Source organism: Anaerobium acetethylicum (genome assembly GCF_900096945.1).
GTDB classification, from domain to species: Bacteria; Bacillota; Clostridia; order Lachnospirales; family Lachnospiraceae; genus Anaerobium; species Anaerobium acetethylicum.
In genome coordinates this window covers 60,517-83,489 of record NZ_FMKA01000002.1, presented here as the reverse complement: position 1 = coordinate 83,489, position 22,973 = coordinate 60,517, and the positions used below count along the sequence as shown (strand labels likewise).

Below are 22,973 nucleotides of genomic sequence, written 5' to 3'. Positions count from 1 at the left end.
CTTCTTATTTTAATTAATTATACAGTTTCTCTCTGCAAAAAACAATCAAAAAAGTAACACGCTTCAAAATTATAGAAGTGACTTATTTCCTTTTTTTCCCACGTATTGTATTTTTATATCACAGGACAAACTTCACTGTGATTGAAAAACACCACAGCCAGAAGCCATGGTGCTTACCTGTTTTTTTGTTTTATTCTGATTTCCTGTTCTTTAACCGCGCCCTCGATTTCCAGGAGACGCCTTTTCATATCAATGCCTCCATAATATCCCTTCATGCTTCCGTCAGAACCAATCACCCTGTGACAGGGAATGAATATGGGGATGGGATTCCTGTTATTTGCCATTCCAACCGCCCTTGCCGCTTTTGCATTTCCAACAGCTTCCGCAATCTCCTTATAGCTGGAAGTCTTTCCGTATGGGATTCTTAACAGCATATCCCATACCTTCCTCTGATATGCCGTTCCCGCCGGATTAAGCGGGAGCTGGAACGTCCGCCGCTCTCCCTCCAGATATTCATTGAGCTGCCTGAAAGCCTCCTTGATCAGGCACGTTTCCCGGATTTCAGCCATAGTTTCTCCTGCCGTTCCCTGACACCCGGAAATCCGCTCTTCAACTTCCCGGCATTCCTGTGTTCCAAGATACAGATTCGTGACTTCCAGCTCCGTCGCCCCGATTCCGATGCGTCCTAAACATGTTTCATAAAAAAATATATAATTCAACTTCCCACGTCCTTTTGAATTTTCTTCACTCATAAAAACAGGTATACTTTTCTGATAAATTGTTCAAAAGTTTTCCTTGCCGGATTTCAACCGAATGAGCTCAGGCATTCTTCTTAAAAAACCTTACATAGAAGTTCATTCAGTCTGTGTAAATGATCGAATCTTTTTTATCCTGTCATCGTAGATCTGGTGCCGATCGATAGTTCTCACTTGTCCAAGAGTTGCTATCTTTGCGAAAGAATGGCCTTTGCGGTCGATTGCACATGGAATACAAACCTGTTCCTTTGAAATACCCCTGTGTTTTTCGTGTTCTCCTCTGCGCTTTGCTTTTCTTGGCATCGTAAAGCTTTGGTTTTTCTTGTGGTTCCCTTTGAATGAGAGCCGAAAGAATGTTTTGTATGACGTCCTCATTCTAGAGCCCTGCCAGGAAAACGACCACAATCGCCCCAAGGGCTACTACAACCAGGCTCTTTTCCCTGTATGCCAGAAAAAGGGCTGCTGCCGTTCCGCATACTGCTGTTTTAAAATTGCCAGTGGAATATATGATATCCGGAAATGTAAGAGCCCCCAGGACTGAATACGGGATATACTTCAGGAATGTCTTTATATATTTTGATTTGATTTCTCTCCTGAATACTGCAAGGGGCAGCACCCTTGGCACATAGGTTACTGCTGCCATCAGAAGCACAGCAATAAAAGCTTTTAACACAAATTTATCTGTCATTATAAAAAATATCCTTTCGAACCCTTAATCCGTTCCTGCTTCCTCAATGGGCCAGAGTGCCGCACCGATTCCTGCTCCCAGGATTGTTGCAACAATCACCCTGAATCCATCTGAGATGAATGAAAATAGAGGAATGTATTTCAAAATAAGATTGATTGCAATGGAGATGATCACGATCATAAACACAGGTATTGATTTCTTTGAAGGAGGCACTATGATTGCAATAAACATCGCATAAAGCGCAATTCCCATGGCGCTGCTGAGAGCCTCGGGCAGGAAGGTGCTGACAACAGCTCCTGCTGCCGTTCCCACTGTCCATCCTGCTATCGGACCGGTTATCAGCCCCAGCATGTAATGAAAGCCCACTTTACCTGGTTCCATGGATGCAACTACAAAGGTTTCATCGGTTATACCAAATCCGAATATCAGCCTCTGCAGGAGCGTGGTGTTCGGCTCCACCTTCTGCGACAGCGAGAGGGACATCATCATATATCTGATATTGATTACGAAAACCGTCAGCACGATCTCCAGATATCCTGCTCCGGCAATGATCAGATTGGTCCCTCCAAACTGTCCGGCACTTGTCAGATTCGAAAGCGATATGAAAATCGCCAGCCATACCGGAAGTCCTCCGTTTACAGCCATAAGTCCGAATGTAAAAGAGACCGGTATATATCCAAAGGCGATTGGCATGCCTTTTTTTAGTCCCCAAAAAAATTTTTCACGTTTTGAAATATACTTGCCCATTTTATTCCCCTAAAACTTATTTTTTATACAAATCCCTCATAAACACATCTTGCATGTTCATCAATTCGCAATGCACACAAAATGCAAAATGCAAACCAATTATACCACCATTTCAAAGGCTGGACAATAAATTCACTGGAAGAACGGAATTATTTTTCCTTTTCCCTCCGTTCTTCTGCTTATCATGATCTTGATTTCAGGCCGTAGCATATCTGTACCGCTTGTAAGAATTCCATAAAGCTTCTCCCCGTTATCCATAAGCGCCGCAGCTATGATGCGGTCTGATGCCGGAATCGCTCCCAATACATACCCATCCTCTGCCGTCACGATTATGGTATCCGGGCTGGTTTTATTCTCAGGTTCCCTCTTCAGACATACGACATCGCCATGCTCCAGATGACTGTTCATCACCAGTATATCACAGGCTTCCGTCCCGGCTATGAAGGTATTCATGAGATGAACATCACCTGCGGATGCCCTGCATCGCTCTTTAGAAACGTCTATATACCGCTTCTCCTTTTCCTCCTGTGAATCCCCGCTTCCAATCAGCCTCAGCAGTCTTTTCGCAATCCCTGCCACGGGTTCTCTCCCATAAGCCTGCCTGAGTTTATCCGGAACATCAGCGCTCCATTCAGACTGGATTCCAAGAAGCGCTTTTATCGCTTCCATACGTACTCCCGGAAAACGTGCACCCAGGCACTGGACGTAAAAATCCTCTTCCAGGAATCTTTCTTTTCCCATCTCCCTAATCAGGTACATGAGCCAGAAATCCGGCCGGTATTCCCAGGTAAACTCATCCTCCCTTATGTTCAGCAGCTCATCTTCAAACACCTTCAGTGGCAGCACTTTGAGCAGGTAGTCATACACCTGGCTGACATATATCTCAGCATGCTCCGCCATCATGAATTCCAGAAGATCCATATCAAACAGGTCCCTCTGTATCAGAGGAATGAATTCCTCGAATCCAGGTGTTATATCCAGCTTCCTCAGCGTATTGATGATCAGGCTTGTTGTGTGATGCGGCGCCCCCATTTCTGAAAAAACCACAGGAAGCCACTTCGGCTGCTTCAGCATTCGGCTGCATTCGGTTTTGATTTCACTTTCTATCTGCCTGGTCCATCCTTGTTCTTTAACCGGATCTTGTTCCTCTTCATTCAGAACGGACTTCATATTTTTTACAATCATGGCCGCAGCTGCCACATCAATAAACGCTCCTGCTGACTTCGGCATTGCTTCTATATATTTCTCCAAAATGACAAGGCTCCTGCTGAATTTTCTGATATCATTCTTTTCTGCAGAATATGCAAGCAGATAGGAATATTCCTTGAAATTCCCCTGGAAAATCCTAGACTTATCGTATTCCGCAAGCATATCCGCCTTTTCCAGACAGAGCATCGCCGCCATCCCAGGCTCTACGGTATTCACAGGGCCCTGACGGAGCATCCACTCCTTCTGTTCTTTGAGAACAGGATTCAGGAGATAAATGGCCGCCAGCTTCCCATACCCTTCCGTCGTTTGGGCGATGCCGAAGATGAAGCTGTTCCAGTTTTTAAAATTCTTGGAAGATTCAAGGGCATAGAGGGTAAAAGAACTGTGTCTCCCCAGTATTTCAATGATCTTCCTGGTAATGTCGTTCTCATACATGCCAAGGATCAGAATCCCAATCTTTACTTCCTCAACCTCCCGGCTCTCCGTAGCAAGCATGATGCCAAAAGAATATAAGCCATTCCTGTCAATGCATCCTTCCTCCAAAAGAAGTTTCAGACGTGCCGCCAGTCTTACCATGTAAAGATAGATTGGACATTCCAGCAGCATCCTGCGCAGTCTTCCTACAGCCCGCTTTTCTGCCACGCACTCCCTTATGATTTCTGTCATCTCCAGGGCCAGCTTTTCCTTAAATGCAAATCCCAGATTATCTTCCCAGAGTACGAACCGGATATCCCGTCTTCCTGAAATCTCAAGATTCTGGAATGTATATGGGAGTATCGGCGTCTTCACATAGTTCCGGAGTATAAACTGATAGATGCTGCTTTCCAAACTTTTATTATCCTCTTCACTCATCTGATCACCTCCGCAATTGTGTATGCAAATCCCTTGCAATTCCGTTATTGTCTTGTAATTATCTATTAATTATCCATTAAATCCGTAAAATAATCAACCTTTTTATCTCTTCGGAACGAATAAAGAGTTTCTTAAAAGAAAGCAGCTGCATCTTACTGGACAGTCTTTCCTGTAAATGCATGAGAGCGGCAGGCTCCGGGTCTCCCGGAGCCTGCCGCTCTCATGCAAGTCAAAGCGTATATTCACAATCCGCTTTTTCTGATTCCTTTATAAAAGATGTATTCCATTTTCCTTTGCTTCGTCAATAATAGCTTCTGGCCAGAGTGAAGACTGTACTTCACCGATGTGGGCTTTTCTTAAGAAGAACATACAGATTCTTGACTGACCGATTCCTCCGCCGATCGTATATGGGAGTTCTCCATTCAGGAGCGCCTTCTGGAATGGAAGTTCCGCTCTTTCAGGGCATCCTGCAATTTCAAGCTGTTTTGCGAGCGCTTCCTCATCTACCCTGATTCCCATTGAGGACAATTCCAGGGCAATATCAAGTACAGGATAGTAGATCACGATATCTCCGTTCAAGTTCCAGTCATCATAATCCGGAGCTCTTCCGTCATGCTTTTCGCCTGAATTGAGTTCTCCACCGATCTGCATGATAAATACTGCACCTTTTAATTTCACGATTTCGTATTCTCTTTCCTTCGGCGTCATGTGGGGATACATATCCTCAAGTTCCTGTGAAGTAAGGAAGAAGATGTCTTCCGGAAGGAATTTTTCCACATATTTGTATTTTCCGGAAATGAAAGTTTCCGTATTCTTTAAAGCTTCATAAACGGATTTTACTGTAGCTTTTAAAGTATCGAAATTTCTTTCTGCCTTATCAATGATTTTTTCCCAATCCCACTGATCAACAAAAATAGAATGGATGTTGTCGGTATCCTCATCGCGGCGAATTGCGTTCATGTCTGTGTAAAGGCCTTCACCCTGGTTGAATTCATATCTCTTAAGGGCAAGACGTTTCCATTTTGCAAGTGAATGCACGATTTCCGCTTCAGCATCATCCTGTTCCCTGATTCCAAAGCTTACCGGACGTTCAAAACCGTTGAGGTTATCGTTTAAGCCTGATTCCGGTTTTACGAATAAAGGAGCTGATACCCTTGTCAGATTCAGCTGTTTTGCCAATTCTCTTTCAAAAAAATCTTTCACGTCTTTAATTGCGACTTCTGTCTCTTTAATGTTTAAAGGAGAAGTATATCCTTTAGGAATAATTAAGTTCTGCATGCTAATCACCTTTCCTGATTGTGATTTGTTATCTGCGTCTGTCCAGCAGTCATCTGCCGGAAACGCAATTTTTCATTTCACTGTCTGTTAGTTAGTTTTTTTAACTATTCAGTACTACATCCTTCATAATCACCGGACGACTGAACAGCTACAGTTTTTCTAAATTTATCATTTTCTTAAATCAATGTAAACCCTAAATCTGCATTTTTTTAAGTTATTTTGCAACTTTGCAGTCCTGCATAGCTGCCATAATCTATATAAAAAGTGGCTTCACCACTTCAACTACCATGGCGTATCCCATGCGGAGCGTTTTTATCTCATAGGACGAACTTTCCAATGAGATAAAAATCCGGGGATGAAATTCCGACTGCAAACGCAAGCCAGAAATCCATACCCCGGATCTGTTATAGGAATCCTTTTTCCCAGCCGCTTCCGAACTGGTCCTTTGCGCAAAGATCCGTACCCAAATCCACAGGATGATGGAATTCATCTGTCTGCATTTCAGTCGGCCCCTTTGCCGGTTAAATTTTATATAACTGTTCAGAACCTCTGTCCACCTATTACAGTTCGCAGTTGTTTACTGTACGTGGGAACGGAATTACGTCACGGATATTCGACATTCCTGTCAGATACATGACGCAGCGTTCAAATCCAAGACCGAAGCCTGCGTGTCTTGTGGAACCGTATTTTCTAAGGTCAAGGTAGAAGTCATAGTCCTCTGCATTCAGTCCCATTTCTTCCATTCTCTTAACAAGCTTGTCGTAATCGTCTTCCCTCTGGCTTCCTCCGATGATTTCACCAATTCCAGGAACCAGGCAGTCCATTGCTGCAACCGTCTTATTGTCTTCGTTCATTTTCATGTAGAAAGCTTTGATATCCTTCGGATAATCCGTTACAAATACAGGACACTTGAATATCTGTTCTGTCAGATATCTTTCATGTTCTGTCTGCAGATCGCATCCCCAGGAAACCTTGTAGTCGAATTTATCATTGTGCTTTTCAAGGATTTCAATGGCTTCTGTATAGGTTACATGGCCGAAATCCGAGTTGGCAACACTTGTCAGTCTTTCAATAAGGCCTTTGTCAACGAACTGGTTGAAGAAAGCCATTTCTTCAGGGGCATTTTCCATCACATAGCGGATGATATATTTAATCATGCTTTCTGCAAGTATCATGTCATCCTTCAGGTCCGCAAATGCAATTTCCGGCTCAATCATCCAGAATTCAGCTGCATGTCTTGTCGTATTGGAATTTTCAGCTCTGAAAGTAGGTCCGAACGTATAGATGTTCTTGAATGCCATTGCGTAAGTTTCACCGTTCAGCTGACCGCTTACCGTAAGGCTTGTTTCCTTGTTGAAGAAGTCTTCTTCATAATTCACTGTTCCATCTTCGTTTTTCGGAAGGTTGTCCATATCAAGCGTCGTAACACGGAACATTTCGCCCGCTCCTTCGGCATCGCTTCCTGTGATGATTGGAGTGTGTACATATACGAAATCTCTTTCCTGGAAGAATTTGTGGATTGCGTAAGCAATCAGTGAACGAACCCTGAATACTGCCTGGAAAGTGTTTGTCCTGGGCCTTAAATGTGCAATTGTCCTCAGGTATTCGAAGCTGTGTCTCTTTTTCTGAAGCGGGTAATCTGATGAGGATGGTCCTTCGATATACACTTCTTCTGCCTGGATCTCGAAAGGCTGCTTTGCATCCGGCGTCGCAACTAGTTTGCCCTTTACGATAATGGCAGCGCCTACATTTAATTTTGAAACTTCAGCGAAGTTATCCATTTCGTCATGATAAACAACCTGAAGCGGTTCGAAAAATGTACCATCGTTCACGACTATGAATCCGAAGTTCTTAGAAGCCCTGATGCTTCTTACCCAACCACCGATTTCCAGTGTCGTGTCGATGTATTTTTCTTTGTTTCTATACATATCCCTGATGCTGACTAATTCCATTTGTATCTCTCCTTTGTTGATTATTCATATGTATGCCCTTATTTGTACTCCCGGCTCCGAAACCAGAAGCCATTTTTATATTTTGCGAAAAACTGCTTCTTCCGCAGGCAATTCATTCATTACTTTTTTGCATTAAAATATATTATAACCTATTCCCTTGTTAAATTCAAGAAAAACAGCATCTTGTCAGATATTCCTTACAGACGTACCCGGAAGATTTTCAATCGCCCAGTCTGCCATCGCTTTATGGCAGGTAAAGAGTATTACCTGGCGTTTTTCTTCTCCCGCTGCATATCCAGCCAGAAATCCGAGTCCCTGCCTCAGGCGGCTGTCATCATACTGCATGAAGACGTCATCGAGAAATACAGGAAGCCTTATGCCCTCTTTTTCAAGCAGTTCCGCCACCGCAAGTCTCAGGGAAAGGTATGCCTGGTCTACAGTTCCATTGCTCAGGAAACGGCTTTCCCGTGAAATGACCCCGCCTTCCTCCTGCATGCTCAGCTCAAACTTCTTTGTAACCCTCACATTTCTGTATTTTCCATTGGTAAGCCTGCTGAATATTTCCGCTGTCTTGTCATTCACAAGGGGACCAAAGGTGCTTCCCAGCTCATCTACGGCAGCCTCCATGGTATCTCCGGCTATTTTCAGGGCCTCATAATATTCCAGCTTTTCGTCTCTCTCTTCAGAAAGCGTTTTTATTTCATCGTCAACCAGGTTCAGACTCTTCACCTTCGCACTGAGGTTCCCCTGTTCAAAATGCAGGTCCTTTTCCAGTCCGTTCAGCCTTTCCGTCTCATTGGCGCAGTTCTCCATTTCCTGCTGCAGGCTCCCGATTTCATCCACAGAAAGGATTTCGGGCATTCTGCCTTCTGCATCTGTGAGTTCCGCTTCCAACTCTGCCTTTCTGTCCATCAGTTCTTCAAGCGTCATCTGATGCAGACCGAGGGCCTTCTTCTGCCCCTCATATTCCTTCATAAGACCGGATACTGCCTGCAGCTTCCCTCTGAGCCCGTTCAGAATTTCTACGCCTTCAGCGAAGCCTGATGCAGGCCTGTAAGTTCCTATTTTCGACAAGAATGCTTTTTTAAGTGCGGCATGATTTTCACTGAGAGTTTCCAGCACTTCGCGGCTCTTTCTTCCTGTTTGCCAGGCCGTATGCTTCTGCCTCAGATCCTCAAGATCTATGCAGTTTTTACTGTTCAGGAGTTCATACAGGCTGATTCCCGCCTGCTCCAGCTCTTCTGCCTTCTGCCTGCTCCATTCGGCAGCATCCTGATCTTCCTGATAATCCGAGGCAATATCAGAGAGTTGCCTTGTCTTCTCCACAAGCTTTTTCTTCTGGCTGGCAAGGTTCCTTTCAAGGTTTTTCCTGTTTTCCGATTCCCGTTCATGGCTCCCCAGAACCAGGGCGTACTCGTCATAGGCAGCTTTTCTCAGAACGGTTTCGGATTCTATCCTTGCTGTTTCTGCTGATGCTCTTTTCAGTTCTTCACCGAGTGTTTTCAATGTGGCTTTTTTTTCTTCCATAGCAGCCATTTCTGCCGTCCTGACAGCTCTTAGCTTTTCTTCGGCCGCTGAAAGTTCAGACTTCCTGCTGCCAGCTGCATTCTGACCGCTGCTTCCTGCTGCATTCCGGCTTCGGCCTCCCTTTTGCAGGAATGCGACGGCAATCAGCACCAGCGCCGGAATGATTCCGGCAAAACAGTAGGGATGGATCCAGATTCCGGCCGCTGCAGACAGTATGGCAATCATCGCTCCGGCCGCTGCAAGCTTCATATTCACCTTTTCCCTGCTGCCTGAGTCCACGGCCCTGTCTTCTGCCGCTGTCCATAACCTGCATTCATTGAGCCGCTCCTCTGCCACACGGATTCTTTCCCTGGACAGAACAGCATAACTTTCACTGCCAGCCTTCTCGATCTCATATCTGTTTTTTGCGTCTGACTCAGCCTTCTGCGCCGATGCAAGGGATGCCTGGCTTTCCAGATATCCTGCCCGTCCGCTTTCCAGTTCTCCGATCCTTTTCTCCAGCGTATTAAGGAGAATCCTGCTGTTTTCCAGATCATGTTCGGACTGCCTGCATTCTTCCTGCTCGGGAAGGATGCTGTTTTTTATGTGGGCAAGAGCTGCCTGCAGATGTCTGATCTGTCCGTCCAGCCTGACTGCCTCATCTTTATCTTCTTCCGTGATTTCAACAAGAGACGGCGCAGCTGATTCGTCACCGGTGCTTCCTTGGGCGCCATTCCCTACATTCTCTCCCAGCTTTTCCCGGTACAGTTTCCCTGCTGCCTCGGCATCCTTCATGATGCTTTCGCATTCGTCAGCAAACTCTTTCAGTTCTTCAAATGGAATCCTGCTGTTTTCAGCCTCTGCCGCCATATCAGCAATCTTCCTGCCCATGTCCGCAAGGGCTTCCAGTTTCCTGTACTGTTCAAGCTTTTCCTGCTCTTTCACAGCCCTGCCGCAGGCTGCGCTTTTTTCCTTCAGTCCATCCTGGCAGGCATTGATTTCCCGGAGGCGTTTCTCGATCTCCTTCCGTTCGGCCTCATGGGCGATTGCCGTCTGCCTGGCTTCTCCCAGCCTCGATATGGCCTCATTCAGCACCGTTATTTTCCCTCCACGGCCGCTTTTGTTGACAAGATCGTATATGGCTTCTGAAATCCTGTCCAGTATTTTTTTCTGTGAAACTGTCTCATCCCCGTTGGAAACCAGGTTCGAGAGCCTGCTTGAGATGTCGTCGTCACTGCCGCTGGCTCCTATATTTCCCACAAATAAGCTTTTTTCAAAAGCGGAAGCCGTCATATCAAAAAATCTCGTCCCTATTTCTTCCCCCTTAGGAACTGCTTCCTTTTCCCCGGTGCTGTTATTCCATAAAACCACCATGTCAGTTGCCTTTGATTTCCTGAATACTTTTTCCAGACGGTATTCCGTTCCCCGATGCTCGAAGACGACTGCGCCCGACATTTCGCCTCCGTCCCAGGGAAGGTAATTCTGCCGGGGATTGACCGTTCCATTTATATTGGCCGGCTTGGCACCGCCATAGAACATGAGGTAAATGAAGTTCATAATTGTGGTCTTTCCGCCCTCATTATCTCCGTACAGTATCTGGAACCCGTCGTCGAGATCCAGTATATAGTCCCTGAGCTTCCCAAAACGTCCTATTTCCAGCCTTTTAATCTTCATGGTACATCACCTCCCCATTAAATGCTTTCAACCCGATATTGAGGGCAGTGCGGCATCTTTCCAGATTCACTGTGTCGTTCCGGTCCTGATGCAGACTGATCTGCTCAAGCATTTTCCTCACAAAAATACCTTTCAATGAATTCTCCCTTGCCGTCTCTGCAAGGTCGATCTCCAGTTCTGTCCTGTTCCGCATTTTCACAAAGAACACCTCTGGTTCAAGGCGGGCTTTGATGGCATCCAGATCTATACTCATTTCGCTTACCACGTTTCCTGTCAGGACTACCTTGTAAAGATGGTTCCTGAATGCTTCCCCATAAGCTTCCTTCATCTTCCGGATGACAGCCTCCACAGTTTCCATGGTTCCGTATTTTCCGCTGATATCGACTTCCAGATCGATATACATCCTTGCGCATATGGGCCGGAATTCAAGGCTTGTTCCGTTCCTGTCCACAGTCCCCATATAGATGCCTTTTTCTCCGCTTTCGTCAAATCCAAGGCCTTCGGGACAGCCGCTGTATGCATAGGATGTCTTTCCTGCCTTCAGCACTTCCGTCCGCTTGTGAACGTGTCCAAGGGCGATGTAATCCATTCCGCTGGCTGCAATCTGTTCCACAGACACGGGATTATAGTTGCTCTTCTGGCCTTTGCCCACAAGGTCACCGTGGAGGACGCATATGTTTATGAAATCATCCTGCGGCACCGATGCCTGCGGAAGCAGCGGCACGTCCACGTAGGTGCTGCCAAAGCCTGCTCCCCAGAGCCGGAGCCCCAGGTCCGGAAATTCTGCATGCTCCATTCCGCCCCTGAATATCAGAACGTTTGAAGGCCATTCTCCGCTCATGTAGCAGGAATCCTCCGAAACAGAGTCATGGTTGCCCGGAGAGATTGCCACAATCGTATCCGGTATCGAAGCAAAACGCTCCTTCATATGGCTGATATCCGTATCCCTGACATCGACCCCGTCAAAAAGATCCCCCGCTATAAGAAGCGCCTGCACTCCGGCCCTCCTGCATTCTTCGATGATCCGGTCAAAGGCCATCAGTATTTCAGCCCGGCGCTTCCTTGCCCTGCTTCCGATTGTGATCAGCCCCGCACCTATATGCAAATCTGCACAATGTAGTATCTTTATTCCCTGCATATAATTCATCCGATGAAAAATCTGTTGTCCCATTTTGGGATTCCATCGGATTCTGCCCTCCTTCGCCACTATACTGCAATTACCTGTTTTCCTGTCTTCAATTTCTCATGCTGCCTTTTTATACTATTAAAAAAAAATGCTTTATTCCACTTCGAAATCCGGAAACTTTCCTGCTTTTCGCTGAAGCAGGCCCCTGCAGCTGCAGGGGCCTGTCATGCTGAATCACAATATTTATTGTAACTATTTATTTACTTCTGCCTATGCGCTTTCCGTTATCTCCAATTCCGATTCGACAATCGTCAGGGACAGCACTTCCATGAGATCGACTTCTTCGTAACAGCAGCAGTTTCCATATTCGTCTCCAATCACCCTTACTTTCGGACGCAGTGGCACATTGGGATTCTGATCCTTCACAATGGCCAGTCTTCCGTCAGAAAGCCTTACCATCGAACCGTTGGGGTAGATGGCGATCTGTTGCATGAACAGCCTGACAAGCTCCGCATCGAATAACGTACCGCTGTTCTCAATCAGGTAGTCCAGTGCTTTGTTCGTCGACCACTTTTTCCTGTAACATCTGTCCGAGGTGAGTGCGTCGTATACATCCGCGATTGCCGCTATCTTTGAAAATTCATCGATTTCATGTTCCTTCAGACCCCTGGGATATCCGGTTCCATTCAGCTTTTCATGGTGGTTAAGCAGTATCTGCTGCGCCGCTTTCGGCACATTCCCACAGCTGCTGACAACCTCATATCCGCTTGTAGTGTGGAGTTTTACGTAGTTGAACTGGTCCTTTGTAAGACTCCCCTCCTTGAACATGACATTGCTGTCCAGAAGGATTTTCCCCAGATCATGGAGAATCGTCCCCATGCCCAGCATCTCGAGCATTCTTTTACTGTAGTTCTTCCTTTTCCCTATAAGCAAAGCATATACCGTGGTGCTCACGCAATGGGAAAATGTATATTCATCGGCTACGCTGATATCCATAAGGCTTACCTGCACATTCTGGTTCCTGGATATGTCGCTGATCATCTGCTCCAGAGATCCCGTAAGATCCACAAGCTTTAGGGAGTTGCTCTTCCTAAAATCCCCTATAGTCCTGATCAGGACATTCTTGCAGTTCTGCCTTGTCTTTTCCGTTATCACATCAGGTACTATGATATCCGTGCTTTTCCCGTCCTCGATATAGACATATCTGATGCCCATATTAGAAAGATTATCCTTATATTTATGAATATTTGGGTATCCGCTCTTAATTACAAGGCACTCTCCACAATAGATGTTCTTTGCGAGCACCATATCCTCACTTAACATATCTGTTGATACAAGTCTCATCTGTCTTTTCCCTCTTCTGCTGTCAATGATGGTAATTACTCAGTCAAAATCTTATTCCCATTATAACATAAAAACTCCCAAAAGTTCCTGGTTTTCCAAGATATTTTCCATGAATTTCATTTTTTACATCAAGGGCGACAGAAGCCTTGAAAACTGCTCCTTGAATCTGATGACAAGGGATCGCTGGCCATATACATAAGGCGTTATCTGGGTGCATTTTCTAAGATCCTTGAGAAATATGCTCTCGAATTCCTTCGTGGTCTTCGAGTCGTAGATCACCGCATTGACTTCAAAATTCAGCTTGAAGCTTCTGATGTCCATGTTTGCAGTTCCGTAGCAGCTCACCATTCCATCAACCGTTATTCCCTTTGAATGCAGGAATCCATTGTCATATGTATAGCATTTCACGCCTGCATCCAGAAGATCCCCTATATAGGAATAAGTTGCCCAATAGACAAATGGATGGTCCGGCTTGCATGGAATCATCACTTTGACATCAACTCCGGAAAGGGCTGCGATCTTGATGGAATCGAAGATAGCCCCGTCAGGAATGAAATAGGGGGTCTGTATGTAAATATTGTTCTTTGCCTTATTGATCAGTTTCAGATAATTATTCCTTATATTCTGCCGCTTCGAATCCGGACCGCTTGTGATGATCTGGATTCCGGTATTCTCCCGCTCTGCCGGCCGTGTCACCTTAAAATACGCCTCGTTTTTCAAAAGGTTCTCTTTGGATGCGTAGTTCCAGTCCATCATGAACCTCAGCTGCAGTGCGCTGACGGCGGATCCCTCTATCTTCATATGGGTGTCCCTCCAGTAGCCGAACTTTTTTGCCATACCAAGATATTCATTTCCTATGTTGAAGCCTCCTACAAACCCGACCCGGCCGTCAACAACCACTATTTTGCGGTGGTTCCTGTAATTCAGCCTGAGGTGGAGCTTCTTGAGTGCAGCCGGAAAAAATTCCGCCGTCCTGATTCCCTTGCTCCGCAGATACCGCCAGTCCTTTCCCCTTATGTCCCTGCACCCCAGGCTGTCATAGAGTATGCGGACTTCCACCCCTTCTTCCACTTTTTTCACAAGGGCGTCGCATATGGATCCGAACAGCTCATCGCGCCTCATAATATAGTACTGGATATGTATATGCTCCTTCGCCTTTGCGATCTCGTCCAGCAGGGCATCGAATTTCTCCCTTCCGTCTGTATAGATCGTGACATTATTGTCATCTGTATAGACGGCGCCCGAACTTTCCAGATTATAAAGGACCAGATCCGTGAATTCCGACAGCTCTGCATCCTTCATCTCAAATTTTTTCCTGAGTATGATATCTTCCTGCTTGCGGATCGCCGAGTTGAGTTCATCCTCGATTTCCTTTGTCCGGAACATACGGTTTTTATGAAGATCCTGACCGATTACAAGGTAGAGAAAAAAACCCAGGAAAGGTACGAAGTAAAGCACCAGCAGCCATGTCCAGACTGCCTGCGGATCCCTCCTCTGAAAAAAGATTATGACTATCGAAAGCACGATATTCAGAAAGAACAGATTGCTCAGCACCATTTCCCAGACTTCGTTTTTTATCAGAAATAATTCAGCAAACATAACCTCACCGCCATCTTATCGTATTTTTTGAAAATTACGCAATTTTTCTATAATTATAGCTATTATAACACAAATTGGATTTTTGGAATACGATACTGCTGGTCCATTTATCGAAAAACATGTCAGGCCAGACTCTTGCACTTTAATTCAAAGAATGTTACAATATCATTTATATAGGCCCCTTTCCAACGTCTGGAATTTTGTGGGCGAAAGATAAAATTCTAGGAGGTATATCGTGAACGGTTACATCATTTTCGCAATAGTTGCGGTAATCATCGTAGCGGCATTCGCTGCTTTATATTTTTTTGGCCGGAAACTCGAAAAAAGAAACGCTGATCAGCAACAGCAGCTGGCAGCTGCAGCACAGAACGTATCGATGCTTGTCATTGACAAAAAAAGACTCAAACTGAAAGACGCAGGACTTCCTGCAATCGTGTACGAACAGACACCATGGTATTTACGCAGATCCAAGCTTCCGATCGTAAAGGCAAAGATAGGACCAAAGGTTATGTCCCTTATCTGCGATGAAAAGATTTTCGAACTCGTTCCTGTGAAGAAGGAAGTGAAGGCTGTTGTAAGCGGACTTTATATCACGAGCGTAAAAGGTGTTCGCGGACCTCTTGAAGTTCCTCAGAAAAAGAAAAAGTTCTTAGGCCGTATGGCAGAAAAATTTTCAAAAAAATCAAAATAGGCTTTGCGCCACGTTATAAGAAAAAGGCTGCTGCCAGATGACGATTCAAGTCATTTGGCAGCAGCCTTTTTTCCATGTATGACAGCAATTCCCGCATCCTGACGGGTAAACCCGCTCATTCACTGATTTTATCCGTAAATCCTATGGAAATATGTGTGCCATCACAGAACGGTTTGTTTCTTGATTTTCCGCAGCGGCATAATGCAGTGCGGTTTCTAATTTCATATACATCCCCGTCTGCAGACTCGATAGGTACATTCCCCGTTACAAAAATCCCAGCGCTCACTTCATTTTCCGGATCCTGAACGATATTTACAGAAGGTTCCAGTGCCGCTTCAATCTCTTTTCCAGCCTCGTTTATGGCCGTTAGTCTTCCTGCAGGGCACTCACATGCCGCCTGAATCGCCTCTATTTTGTTTTCTTCACAGTCAGAATTCTTCACCAGAACCCATGCAGTTCCGTTATTCCTGTGGCAGAACCGTGCAACCGCACATCTTTGGTCATCACGCATAGACAGACCCGGACCTGAAAACACTCTCGCCCTGTCTGAATAACTGTCTTTCGCCGCACATTCACTTCCGTCAAAACCCTCTTTTTCATGAGAACCGTCACAAAATGGTGCTTTTTCTGACTTTCCGCATCGGCACAGTGCATAGGAATCGCTCTGTTTAAGCTCGCGTCCATCAAGCAATTCGTATTGATTGCCTTTCGGCGTAATAATTTTCTCGTTCAGCCGGACATCTCCAGACACAAGGTAGGGGCCATCCTTTACTATTCTGATTTTCTTTTTATCCCCGTCATCCATGTATGGGTCCTCATTTATTCGCGTTCAGTTCCTCTTCCGTCAATGCGTCAACATAAGCATTTCTAAGTTCTTCTTCAGCAGAACAGTACTGTTCATAGTACCAGTCTGAAACAGCCTTCTCGATCTCAGCGTCTGTTCCCCCTGCCTCATATGGGTACACAGCTATGAGTCTTTCCGTTTCCTTTTCCCTTAATCCTACTTTTTTTGCATCTTCTAATCTGCCCATAATTCTCCTCCATTCATAGAACTCTCAAATTATCAGGTTCATTTCGATTACTGCAGAATCTGTCAAGTACACAGGAATTCATATCCTAATTGTAGCACAATCAAAACTGCATGTCCACGACGCTACTGCAACGAAAAATGCTTTGCGTCTTTTGATACAATCTCTATCACGACCCTGTATTCAGCCAGTGTCTCATAGTTCATTTCCAGGACATATTCGATTTCAACATGGATTTTATCCTCTGTTTCATCAATGTCTATCCGGTTTGCCAGAAGCCCTATCATGATGTTCCCATATGGCGTTTCATAATAGGTCATATTCTTCTTGCTTTTCTCGAACAGCATGTTTACGTTTATGAGCCCTTTTTTGGTAATCTCAATCATACTGTCATGTATCTTTATGACATTCCTTGTGTTTTCTGCAAAGCCCTCCTGGATTTCATCATAAAACACATAATGTTTCCCATTTTTGTAGAAGTATTCGCCTGCAGTAATAATCTCAACCGGACTATCACCTTCATTTTCAAACTGCAGGCCGCTGATTGATATTAATACATCTTTTTTCATATATTCCCCTTTTAATGTTACTGTTCACTCCGTGATCAATAACCTTTTAATACTCTTCTATATTGATCTGCTTCGTCGTTTCAATGTCGTAGGGAAGGATTGTATTGGCAAACTTCTTGAATTTGTCCGCGGCATCGCTCACATAGAACTCATACATCGGTTCTTCCTGTCCTTCCACATGTTCACGGGTAAGTCCTTTTCTATGGAGCAGTTCCTTCAGTTCCCTTGCTGTCTCATAAGCCGGATTTACAAGGGTCACACCGTCCCCCATGATTCTTCCGATCGTGGAACGGATCAGCGGGTAATGGGTACAGCCAAGTATCAGCGTGTCGATCTGCGAATCTTTGAATTCCTGCAGATACCTTGAGGCGATTTCATCAGTCACAGGATCCTTCAGGAGACCTTCCTCAACCAGGGGTACAAAAAGCGGGCATGCCTTTCCTATAACCTGAAGGCTGCTGTCTTTCTGGTGTATGATTTGCGAATAGATATGGCTGTTAATGGTTCCTTCCGTACCTATTACCCCTATCCTGCCGTTTTTTGTGCTGCCTGCTGCCACTCTCGCCCCTGGCTTTACAACACCGATGATTGGGATATCAAGTTCTCCTTTTATGGTTTCAAGCGCATACGCCGAAGCAGTGTTGCAGGCAACGACTATCGCTTTTACATTCTTTGTCCTCAGGAATCTTATGATCTGCCTTGAATATCTGATAATGGTATCTTTGGATTTGCTTCCGTACGGCACTCTGGCCGTATCTCCGAAATATATGATGCGCTCGTCAGGAAGCTGCCTCATGATCTCCCTTGCAACGGTCAGGCCGCCGACGCCGGAATCAAAAACCCCTATAGAAGCCTGGCGCATATCTTCGTCTGTCTTTTTTTCAATTTTCTGATCTATATCATAAACTGTATCTGTCATTATTTTTATACCTCTGTATCTAAAATGATGGGAAATGCGAATGCTTTATCCGTGAAGGACGCTGTCCTGAACAATCACATATCTGTTACATATTCTAACCTTAAAAAGCAAATTATTCAAGTGTCGATTCCTTTCAATGAACGCCCTTCCCCGTAAATATAACTTAAAGTGGCCTGGACGAACTTTTCCCTAAGATAAAACAACCAGGATAAGAACCGCTGTCTTATCCTGGATTTTATACTGTCCTATATTTACTTCTGGTACCTGTTACTGCTCCCTGATTATCTGCATTACTTTTTCTTCCTGGTTGTCGATGTGGTCACGGATAGCCCTGGTTCCGCTTTCCGCATCCCTGTTCTCGATTGCGGAAATGATTGCCTCATGTTCAGCAATCAGAACTGCATGCTTGGAATAGTCCTTGATGTATTCGATTCTGTAACGGTACATCTGTTCACGGAGGTTATTGAGAATCTGAATCAGCCTCTGGTTGTCTGTTGCCAGATAAATCACATCATGGAACTTCACGTCAGCTTCGGCAATCGCCTTCAGGTCCTTGCCTTTTGTACTGTTCACGAACTCCCTCAGTGCATTTTTAAGTTCTGCAATCATTTCCGCTGTCATCCTGTCGCAGGCAATCTGGACTGCAAGCTCCTCAAGGGCACGCCTGACCTCAAGCACATCCTTCAGGTTCTTTTCAGTTATTTTTGCTACCTCTGCGCCTTTTCTCGGAACCATCTCCACAAGGCCTTCAAGTTCAAGCTTACGAATGGCTTCCCTGACAGGCGTCCTGCTTACTCCAAGCCTTTCCGCCAGCTGGATCTCCATCAGCCTTTCGCCAGGCTCAAGCTCTCCATTCAATATAGCCTGCCTCAGCGTATTAAATACCACATCTCTAAGGGGCAGATATTCATTTATATTTACTTTTAAACTATCTTCCATAAAAGACATAAATTACCTCCTGTTATTGTAAATGCTTGTTAAATATATCTGTTTAGCCAGTTTTGCCGATTTGATTTCAGCATAGGCCTTCTTTGCAAGCTTAATGTCATCAAAAAGTCCGAATACGGTGGGACCGCTGCCGCTCATCATCGCTCCGAGCGCACCGTTCCTGTTCATTGCGTCCTTAATGTCCTGTATGACGGGATATGCCGGAATTGTAACCTCTTCGAGCACATTCCCCATGGAACCTGCCGCTCCTTTCAGATCACCGCTTTCAATACATTCAATTATGCGGTCTATATCCGGATGGCTTTTCACGTCTTCAAGGTGCAGATTTTCGTATACGAATTTTGTCGATACGCTTATTCCTGGTTTTGCTATCAGTACATGACACTTTGGCATGGGCTTGAGGGCCGTCAGCTTCTCTCCGATTCCTTCTGCCAGGGCTGTTCCCCTCATAAGGCAGTATGGCACATCTGCGCCGATTCTTACCCCGCGTTCCATAAGGTCTTTCAAACTCAGTTTAAGGCCGAATATCTTATTGATTCCAAAAAGCACCGTTGCTGCATCGCTGCTTCCCCCCGCCATTCCAGCGGCTACGGGAATACGTTTCTTCAAATCAATCTCCACTCCATCTCTGATCCCGAACTCATCCATTAGAAGCTTTGCCGCTTTATAGACCAGGTTGTTTTCATTGCACGGAAGATAAAAAAGATTCGTTTTCACCTTTATTCCGGCCTCTCTGGTCTTTTTTATTTCAATCTGATCATACAGATTGATTGTCTGCATAATCATTTTCACTTCATGGTAGCCGTCTTCTCTGCGCCTGATGACATCAAGGCCAAGATTTATTTTCGCTAAAGCTTTCAATCTGATTTGATTCATAATGCACCTCTTTTGTATTATGTATACATGGTACTCTCATTATATACACTTTCCCAATAAAAATCAATGGTTAACGCATATATTTAGCAACTATTCATCTTATTCATACCCTATTCATACCAACGAGTTTCGCTTGAAAAACTCTCACACTGCGAATCAACACATGTCAAAGCCCTCTTATAACGTTCGCTTCGTCAATTTGCACATTCGCCATCTATCAAGCAGTGATGCAAAACATGAATTGATGAGCAGCTTTAGAACAAAGTGTTTTCGCCGACTCAGCTCCACTAACCTAAAACTTAAAAGCGAAAACACTTTACAGTGCGGAGGGCTGATTGACGATAGTCAATCAAATACCACAAGCCCGACTGCACATCCCCCGGAGGGTTTTCATATCATAGGACACACTCCTATGATATGAAGACGTTGGTACTTAGGCCGCGTACTTTGCGGCCTTACGTACCACTACGTCTTCATCTAAGCGAGAGCGCGCTGCGAATCAACATGTTTTGCATCACGTCCTCATTCGAAAACCTGTGCAAATTGACGAATACCATTATGTAAATGGGCTTTGACCCACCTATAAATCAAAGAAACAGGGCCTGCAGGAAATGAACATCTTTCCTGCAGGCCCTGTTCTTCCGACAGAGTAATTTACGCTTATATACTTTCGTCCGGCTTAGTTCCTACCGCCTAGCATAAAGTCATCGTAACAGCCTTCGTCAGCACGTCCGTGTAGCTGAATGACAGAATCCTCATCGTATCATCTGACTTGTTTCCAATCTGTACGATAAATATGCACGGATATGTTTCCATAATAATACCTTCCGCAATGTCAACCTTATGTCTCCCCTTGTTAGCCTTTATTATGACCTTGTTTCCCAGATGATTATTGACAGCGATTCTCACCCTGTTAATATCTGCCTGTCTCATGACCATATTACTCACCCCAATCCACATTTTGCAAATCACCAAGTATCCCCATTACCAATTTTTACAACATGTAGTTGGATTGTACCACTTCTGACATATTTTGTCAATCTATTATCTGACTTTTATTTTCATTTTTCACCTTTGTCGTAACATTGCTCTTCACATTTTTCAAAATCCTTCTCTATTACGACTGTTTTAAGCATATTGCGCGAAACAAATGCTATAACGACTGCCGATACAGCAAAAAGGATTGTGCTGACGATCATAGCAGCCATATCCGGCATTTTTGTAAGGAATCCATTCAGAACCGCATTGCTTATGTTGAATACCATATGGAGCAGGATTGCATGATAGATGGAGCCATATTTTATGAATACCATTCCAAGGAACATCCCCAGGACAAAGGCATAAATGCCCTGGATCCAGTTCATATGATAGATTCCGAACATGACCGCCTGGAAAACATTTGCTGCGGCAAGAGGCATGATCTTCGAAGCTTTTTTCAGCAGCACGCCCCTGAATATCAATTCTTCAGAAAATGGTGCGACTATCCCCGTAAAGATCAGCATCAGCAGCATATTTCCACCAGTTATGCTTTCCATGAGCTCATTATAGCCGTCAAAAAGATTCGGCACTGCATTGGATATCATCGTGAGAATCCATGCCACGGACGCCTGCAGCGCAACCCCCAGGATAACTATGGTGCCTGCTGTTTTTACTGGAAACATGCCTCTTATCTTCATCGAGCCTGTGTCTCCTGAAAGTCGTCTGTACCAGAAGTAAAAGACTGCCAGGCAGGCAATTGATGCGAGCATGCTGACCAGAAGATTGATATCCGGCGAAAGATACAACGTCTTTTCAACAATTTCATCCATCGTTTTTCCCTGTCCTGTCATGATCAGGACATTCACTGCAAAGTAGGCAATCATGCCTGCTGTTGCGACTGCGATCTGTATCCCCAATGCACAGATCAGCGGCAGAATACATTTAAAATAATCTGCTGTTTTTTTCATTTTTATACCCCCATTTTGTTGCCTACTGTTCGTTATAGCTCAGCGGCTTTATTTTGAAATCCAGAACAATTGAAGGATCAACATACTTTTTATAATACTGCCTCCTCAATCGTTCCATTACATTGTGACTGTTCTCATAGTTGGTGCCTGGCAAAAGCAGCACAAACTGGGATGCGCTGTACTTTGCAATCGTATCCCCTTTCCTCAGGCCACTTTTCATGACCTCCTGAAGATTATCCATAATTTTGTCAAGCATCATGGGATCCATGCTGTCCTTATAGGTGCTGGTTACGGTTATCAGAGCAAGAAATATGGGATTTCCCGTGCGTTCCAGGTATCGCACCTGAATCTGATAGATATCCTTAAATATCTCATAATCGCATATAAAAGCACCTTTCTGTATACTGTCCTCCTCAAGCTCTTTCTGTATCTTGTCTATATCAAGCTCCATTGTCCTGTCAACATCCATAATTCTCCTGTAAAGCTTCTGTATCGCTTCCGGCGGAGCAGTTCCAATCTGCTGCTGGTGTAAATCTCTCACATAGTTGTAATGTTTCAAAGCGTCATTCTTCCTTCCCAATTCAATTAGTCCCTGCATAAGCTCTACATGCAGCTTTTCTTCAAAACAGTCAATATTGATTGCAAGCCTGGCTGCTTCTACTAATTTTTCATAATCCTTATCCTCCTTTAGAAGCTCCAGATACCCATGCACACACTCCATATAAATTGTATGGTAATACACTGTAAAAGGAAGGGACCAGCGCTCCCCTGCAGATTTCGGAAGAAGATCCCCCGTATAAAGCTCCACGATTTCCCCGTACTTTTTCATCTTAAGCGGCCTTGGGAGACTCCTGTCCCCCAACTCCCTGCAAAGCTTTTCAAGCTGAAACACATCAATCTCACAATCGAGAGATGGATTCCACTGGTAGGACCCTCTTCTGGTAATGATGCAGTTCCTCAATTCATCAGCACCGCTCTGGGTGAACTGCATTCTGAGACGGTAAAGCAGCGTTTTCAGGGCATTGACAGGATTTTCATTTTCATCATCCGGCCACAGTGTATCGAACAGTTCCTTGTAGGTAACTGCCTTGTCCTTCTGGAGAATCAGATACTCTAAAAGTTCCCTCATCTTCGTCGAGTTATTCAGCTGTTCATTTACCCGCTGGCCATTGATTATAATATCAAACCTTCCCAACATAAATATTTTGATTTTTGAGTTCTGTTTATTAGGTGTTCCTTCCATTTTTTCTTCCTTTCAAATCCTTT

General features: G+C 44.7%; 20 protein-coding genes and 1 pseudogene. 1 reads left to right on the top strand and 20 read right to left on the bottom strand.

The window, feature by feature from the left end; translation table 11 throughout:
• Positions 1 to 173: 173 nt before the first annotated feature.
• The 11 genes and pseudogenes from BJR36_RS03380 to cls form a co-directional block, all read right to left on the bottom strand.
• Positions 174 to 719 (bottom strand): methylated-DNA--[protein]-cysteine S-methyltransferase, encoded by a 546-nt coding sequence (locus BJR36_RS03380; RefSeq protein ID WP_091230551.1) that lies wholly within the window; start codon positions 717 to 719, stop codon positions 174 to 176.
• Between the two features lie 72 nt (positions 720 to 791).
• Positions 792 to 1,115 (bottom strand): annotated as a pseudogene (locus BJR36_RS21105) (IS1595 family transposase); the annotation flags it as partial.
• A 16-nt stretch (positions 1,116 to 1,131) separates the two neighbouring features.
• Complete coding sequence (locus tag BJR36_RS03370; RefSeq protein WP_169823579.1) at positions 1,132 to 1,443, bottom strand: AzlD domain-containing protein; 312 nt, start codon at positions 1,441 to 1,443, stop codon at positions 1,132 to 1,134.
• 24 nt (positions 1,444 to 1,467) lie between these two features.
• Positions 1,468 to 2,190 carry an AzlC family ABC transporter permease gene (locus BJR36_RS03365; RefSeq protein WP_091230121.1) on the bottom strand — a complete coding sequence of 241 codons (723 nt, stop codon included), beginning with the start codon at positions 2,188 to 2,190 and terminating at the stop codon, positions 1,468 to 1,470.
• 132 nt (positions 2,191 to 2,322) lie between these two features.
• On the bottom strand, positions 2,323 to 4,251 hold the full coding sequence (locus BJR36_RS03360) for an HIRAN domain-containing protein (protein WP_091230118.1): 1,929 nt from the start codon (positions 4,249 to 4,251) through the stop codon (positions 2,323 to 2,325).
• Positions 4,252 to 4,518: 267 nt separating this feature from the next.
• Positions 4,519 to 5,529 (bottom strand): aspartate--ammonia ligase, encoded by a 1,011-nt coding sequence (asnA, locus tag BJR36_RS03355; protein WP_091230115.1) that lies wholly within the window; start codon positions 5,527 to 5,529, stop codon positions 4,519 to 4,521.
• Positions 5,530 to 6,089: 560 nt separating this feature from the next.
• Positions 6,090 to 7,481: an asparagine--tRNA ligase gene (asnS, locus tag BJR36_RS03350; RefSeq protein WP_091230113.1), complete on the bottom strand. Its 1,392-nt coding sequence runs from the start codon at positions 7,479 to 7,481 to the stop codon at positions 6,090 to 6,092.
• A 186-nt stretch (positions 7,482 to 7,667) separates the two neighbouring features.
• Positions 7,668 to 10,661, bottom strand: coding sequence for an AAA family ATPase (locus BJR36_RS03345; protein ID WP_091230110.1), 2,994 nt, complete (start codon positions 10,659 to 10,661; stop codon positions 7,668 to 7,670).
• On the bottom strand, positions 10,651 to 11,799 hold the full coding sequence (locus BJR36_RS03340) for a metallophosphoesterase family protein (RefSeq protein WP_169823578.1): 1,149 nt from the start codon (positions 11,797 to 11,799) through the stop codon (positions 10,651 to 10,653). The genes BJR36_RS03345 and BJR36_RS03340 overlap by 11 nt, the downstream gene beginning before the upstream one ends.
• A 258-nt stretch (positions 11,800 to 12,057) precedes the next feature.
• Positions 12,058 to 13,131, bottom strand: a complete 1,074-nt coding sequence (locus BJR36_RS03335; protein ID WP_091230104.1) for an HD-GYP domain-containing protein — start codon at positions 13,129 to 13,131, stop codon at positions 12,058 to 12,060.
• A gap of 123 nt (positions 13,132 to 13,254) precedes the next feature.
• Positions 13,255 to 14,730, bottom strand: coding sequence for a cardiolipin synthase (gene cls, locus BJR36_RS03330; RefSeq protein WP_091230101.1), 1,476 nt, complete (start codon positions 14,728 to 14,730; stop codon positions 13,255 to 13,257).
• A 232-nt stretch (positions 14,731 to 14,962) separates the two neighbouring features.
• Here cls and BJR36_RS03325 point away from each other — a divergent pair, with 232 nt between their 5' ends.
• Complete coding sequence (locus BJR36_RS03325) at positions 14,963 to 15,421, top strand: hypothetical protein (protein WP_091230098.1); 459 nt, start codon at positions 14,963 to 14,965, stop codon at positions 15,419 to 15,421.
• Positions 15,422 to 15,536: 115 nt separating this feature from the next.
• On the opposite strand, the gene BJR36_RS03320 is transcribed toward BJR36_RS03325, so the two are convergent.
• The 9 genes from BJR36_RS03320 to BJR36_RS03280 form a co-directional block, all read right to left on the bottom strand.
• Positions 15,537 to 16,226, bottom strand: coding sequence for a CDGSH iron-sulfur domain-containing protein (locus tag BJR36_RS03320; RefSeq protein ID WP_091230095.1), 690 nt, complete (start codon positions 16,224 to 16,226; stop codon positions 15,537 to 15,539).
• 10 nt (positions 16,227 to 16,236) lie between these two features.
• Positions 16,237 to 16,452: a hypothetical protein gene (locus BJR36_RS03315; protein ID WP_091230092.1), complete on the bottom strand. Its 216-nt coding sequence runs from the start codon at positions 16,450 to 16,452 to the stop codon at positions 16,237 to 16,239.
• 122 nt (positions 16,453 to 16,574) lie between these two features.
• Positions 16,575 to 17,018, bottom strand: coding sequence for a YwiB family protein (locus BJR36_RS03310; protein WP_091230091.1), 444 nt, complete (start codon positions 17,016 to 17,018; stop codon positions 16,575 to 16,577).
• 46 nt (positions 17,019 to 17,064) lie between these two features.
• Positions 17,065 to 17,937: a glutamate racemase gene (gene murI, locus BJR36_RS03305; protein ID WP_330387800.1), complete on the bottom strand. Its 873-nt coding sequence runs from the start codon at positions 17,935 to 17,937 to the stop codon at positions 17,065 to 17,067.
• Between the two features lie 267 nt (positions 17,938 to 18,204).
• Positions 18,205 to 18,876 carry a GntR family transcriptional regulator gene (locus tag BJR36_RS03300; RefSeq protein ID WP_091230544.1) on the bottom strand — a complete coding sequence of 224 codons (672 nt, stop codon included), beginning with the start codon at positions 18,874 to 18,876 and terminating at the stop codon, positions 18,205 to 18,207.
• Positions 18,877 to 18,888: 12 nt separating this feature from the next.
• Positions 18,889 to 19,761 carry a 4-(cytidine 5'-diphospho)-2-C-methyl-D-erythritol kinase gene (gene ispE, locus BJR36_RS03295; RefSeq protein WP_091230089.1) on the bottom strand — a complete coding sequence of 291 codons (873 nt, stop codon included), beginning with the start codon at positions 19,759 to 19,761 and terminating at the stop codon, positions 18,889 to 18,891.
• 693 nt (positions 19,762 to 20,454) lie between these two features.
• The gene (locus BJR36_RS03290) at positions 20,455 to 20,700 is read right to left on the bottom strand and encodes a Veg family protein (RefSeq protein WP_169823577.1); all 246 of its coding nucleotides are present in this window, start codon (positions 20,698 to 20,700) and stop codon (positions 20,455 to 20,457) included.
• Positions 20,701 to 20,822: 122 nt separating this feature from the next.
• Positions 20,823 to 21,707 (bottom strand): CPBP family intramembrane glutamic endopeptidase, encoded by an 885-nt coding sequence (locus BJR36_RS03285; RefSeq protein WP_091230086.1) that lies wholly within the window; start codon positions 21,705 to 21,707, stop codon positions 20,823 to 20,825.
• A gap of 22 nt (positions 21,708 to 21,729) precedes the next feature.
• On the bottom strand, positions 21,730 to 22,950 hold the full coding sequence (locus BJR36_RS03280; RefSeq protein WP_091230084.1) for an AfsR/SARP family transcriptional regulator: 1,221 nt from the start codon (positions 22,948 to 22,950) through the stop codon (positions 21,730 to 21,732).
• Positions 22,951 to 22,973 lie beyond the last annotated feature (23 nt).

What these genes read in the sequence shown, in the direction of transcription:
- BJR36_RS03370 (WP_169823579.1), bottom strand. Translation starts at nt 1,443, where the DNA reads ATGACAGATAAATTTGTGTTAAAAGCTTTTATTGCTGTGCTTCTGATG.
- BJR36_RS03365 (WP_091230121.1), bottom strand. Translation starts at nt 2,190, where the DNA reads ATGGGCAAGTATATTTCAAAACGTGAAAAATTTTTTTGGGGACTAAAA.
- BJR36_RS03360 (WP_091230118.1), bottom strand. Translation starts at nt 4,251, where the DNA reads ATGAGTGAAGAGGATAATAAAAGTTTGGAAAGCAGCATCTATCAGTTT.
- asnA (WP_091230115.1), bottom strand. Translation starts at nt 5,529, where the DNA reads ATGCAGAACTTAATTATTCCTAAAGGATATACTTCTCCTTTAAACATT.
- asnS (WP_091230113.1), bottom strand. Translation starts at nt 7,481, where the DNA reads ATGGAATTAGTCAGCATCAGGGATATGTATAGAAACAAAGAAAAATAC.
- BJR36_RS03345 (WP_091230110.1), bottom strand. Translation starts at nt 10,661, where the DNA reads ATGAAGATTAAAAGGCTGGAAATAGGACGTTTTGGGAAGCTCAGGGAC.
- BJR36_RS03340 (WP_169823578.1), bottom strand. Translation starts at nt 11,799, where the DNA reads ATGCAGGGAATAAAGATACTACATTGTGCAGATTTGCATATAGGTGCG.
- BJR36_RS03335 (WP_091230104.1), bottom strand. Translation starts at nt 13,131, where the DNA reads ATGAGACTTGTATCAACAGATATGTTAAGTGAGGATATGGTGCTCGCA.
- cls (WP_091230101.1), bottom strand. Translation starts at nt 14,730, where the DNA reads ATGTTTGCTGAATTATTTCTGATAAAAAACGAAGTCTGGGAAATGGTG.
- BJR36_RS03320 (WP_091230095.1), bottom strand. Translation starts at nt 16,226, where the DNA reads ATGGATGACGGGGATAAAAAGAAAATCAGAATAGTAAAGGATGGCCCC.
- BJR36_RS03315 (WP_091230092.1), bottom strand. Translation starts at nt 16,452, where the DNA reads ATGGGCAGATTAGAAGATGCAAAAAAAGTAGGATTAAGGGAAAAGGAA.
- BJR36_RS03310 (WP_091230091.1), bottom strand. Translation starts at nt 17,018, where the DNA reads ATGAAAAAAGATGTATTAATATCAATCAGCGGCCTGCAGTTTGAAAAT.
- murI (WP_330387800.1), bottom strand. Translation starts at nt 17,937, where the DNA reads ATGACAGATACAGTTTATGATATAGATCAGAAAATTGAAAAAAAGACA.
- BJR36_RS03300 (WP_091230544.1), bottom strand. Translation starts at nt 18,876, where the DNA reads ATGGAAGATAGTTTAAAAGTAAATATAAATGAATATCTGCCCCTTAGA.
- ispE (WP_091230089.1), bottom strand. Translation starts at nt 19,761, where the DNA reads ATGAATCAAATCAGATTGAAAGCTTTAGCGAAAATAAATCTTGGCCTT.
- BJR36_RS03290 (WP_169823577.1), bottom strand. Translation starts at nt 20,700, where the DNA reads ATGGTCATGAGACAGGCAGATATTAACAGGGTGAGAATCGCTGTCAAT.
- BJR36_RS03285 (WP_091230086.1), bottom strand. Translation starts at nt 21,707, where the DNA reads ATGAAAAAAACAGCAGATTATTTTAAATGTATTCTGCCGCTGATCTGT.
- BJR36_RS03280 (WP_091230084.1), bottom strand. Translation starts at nt 22,950, where the DNA reads ATGGAAGGAACACCTAATAAACAGAACTCAAAAATCAAAATATTTATG.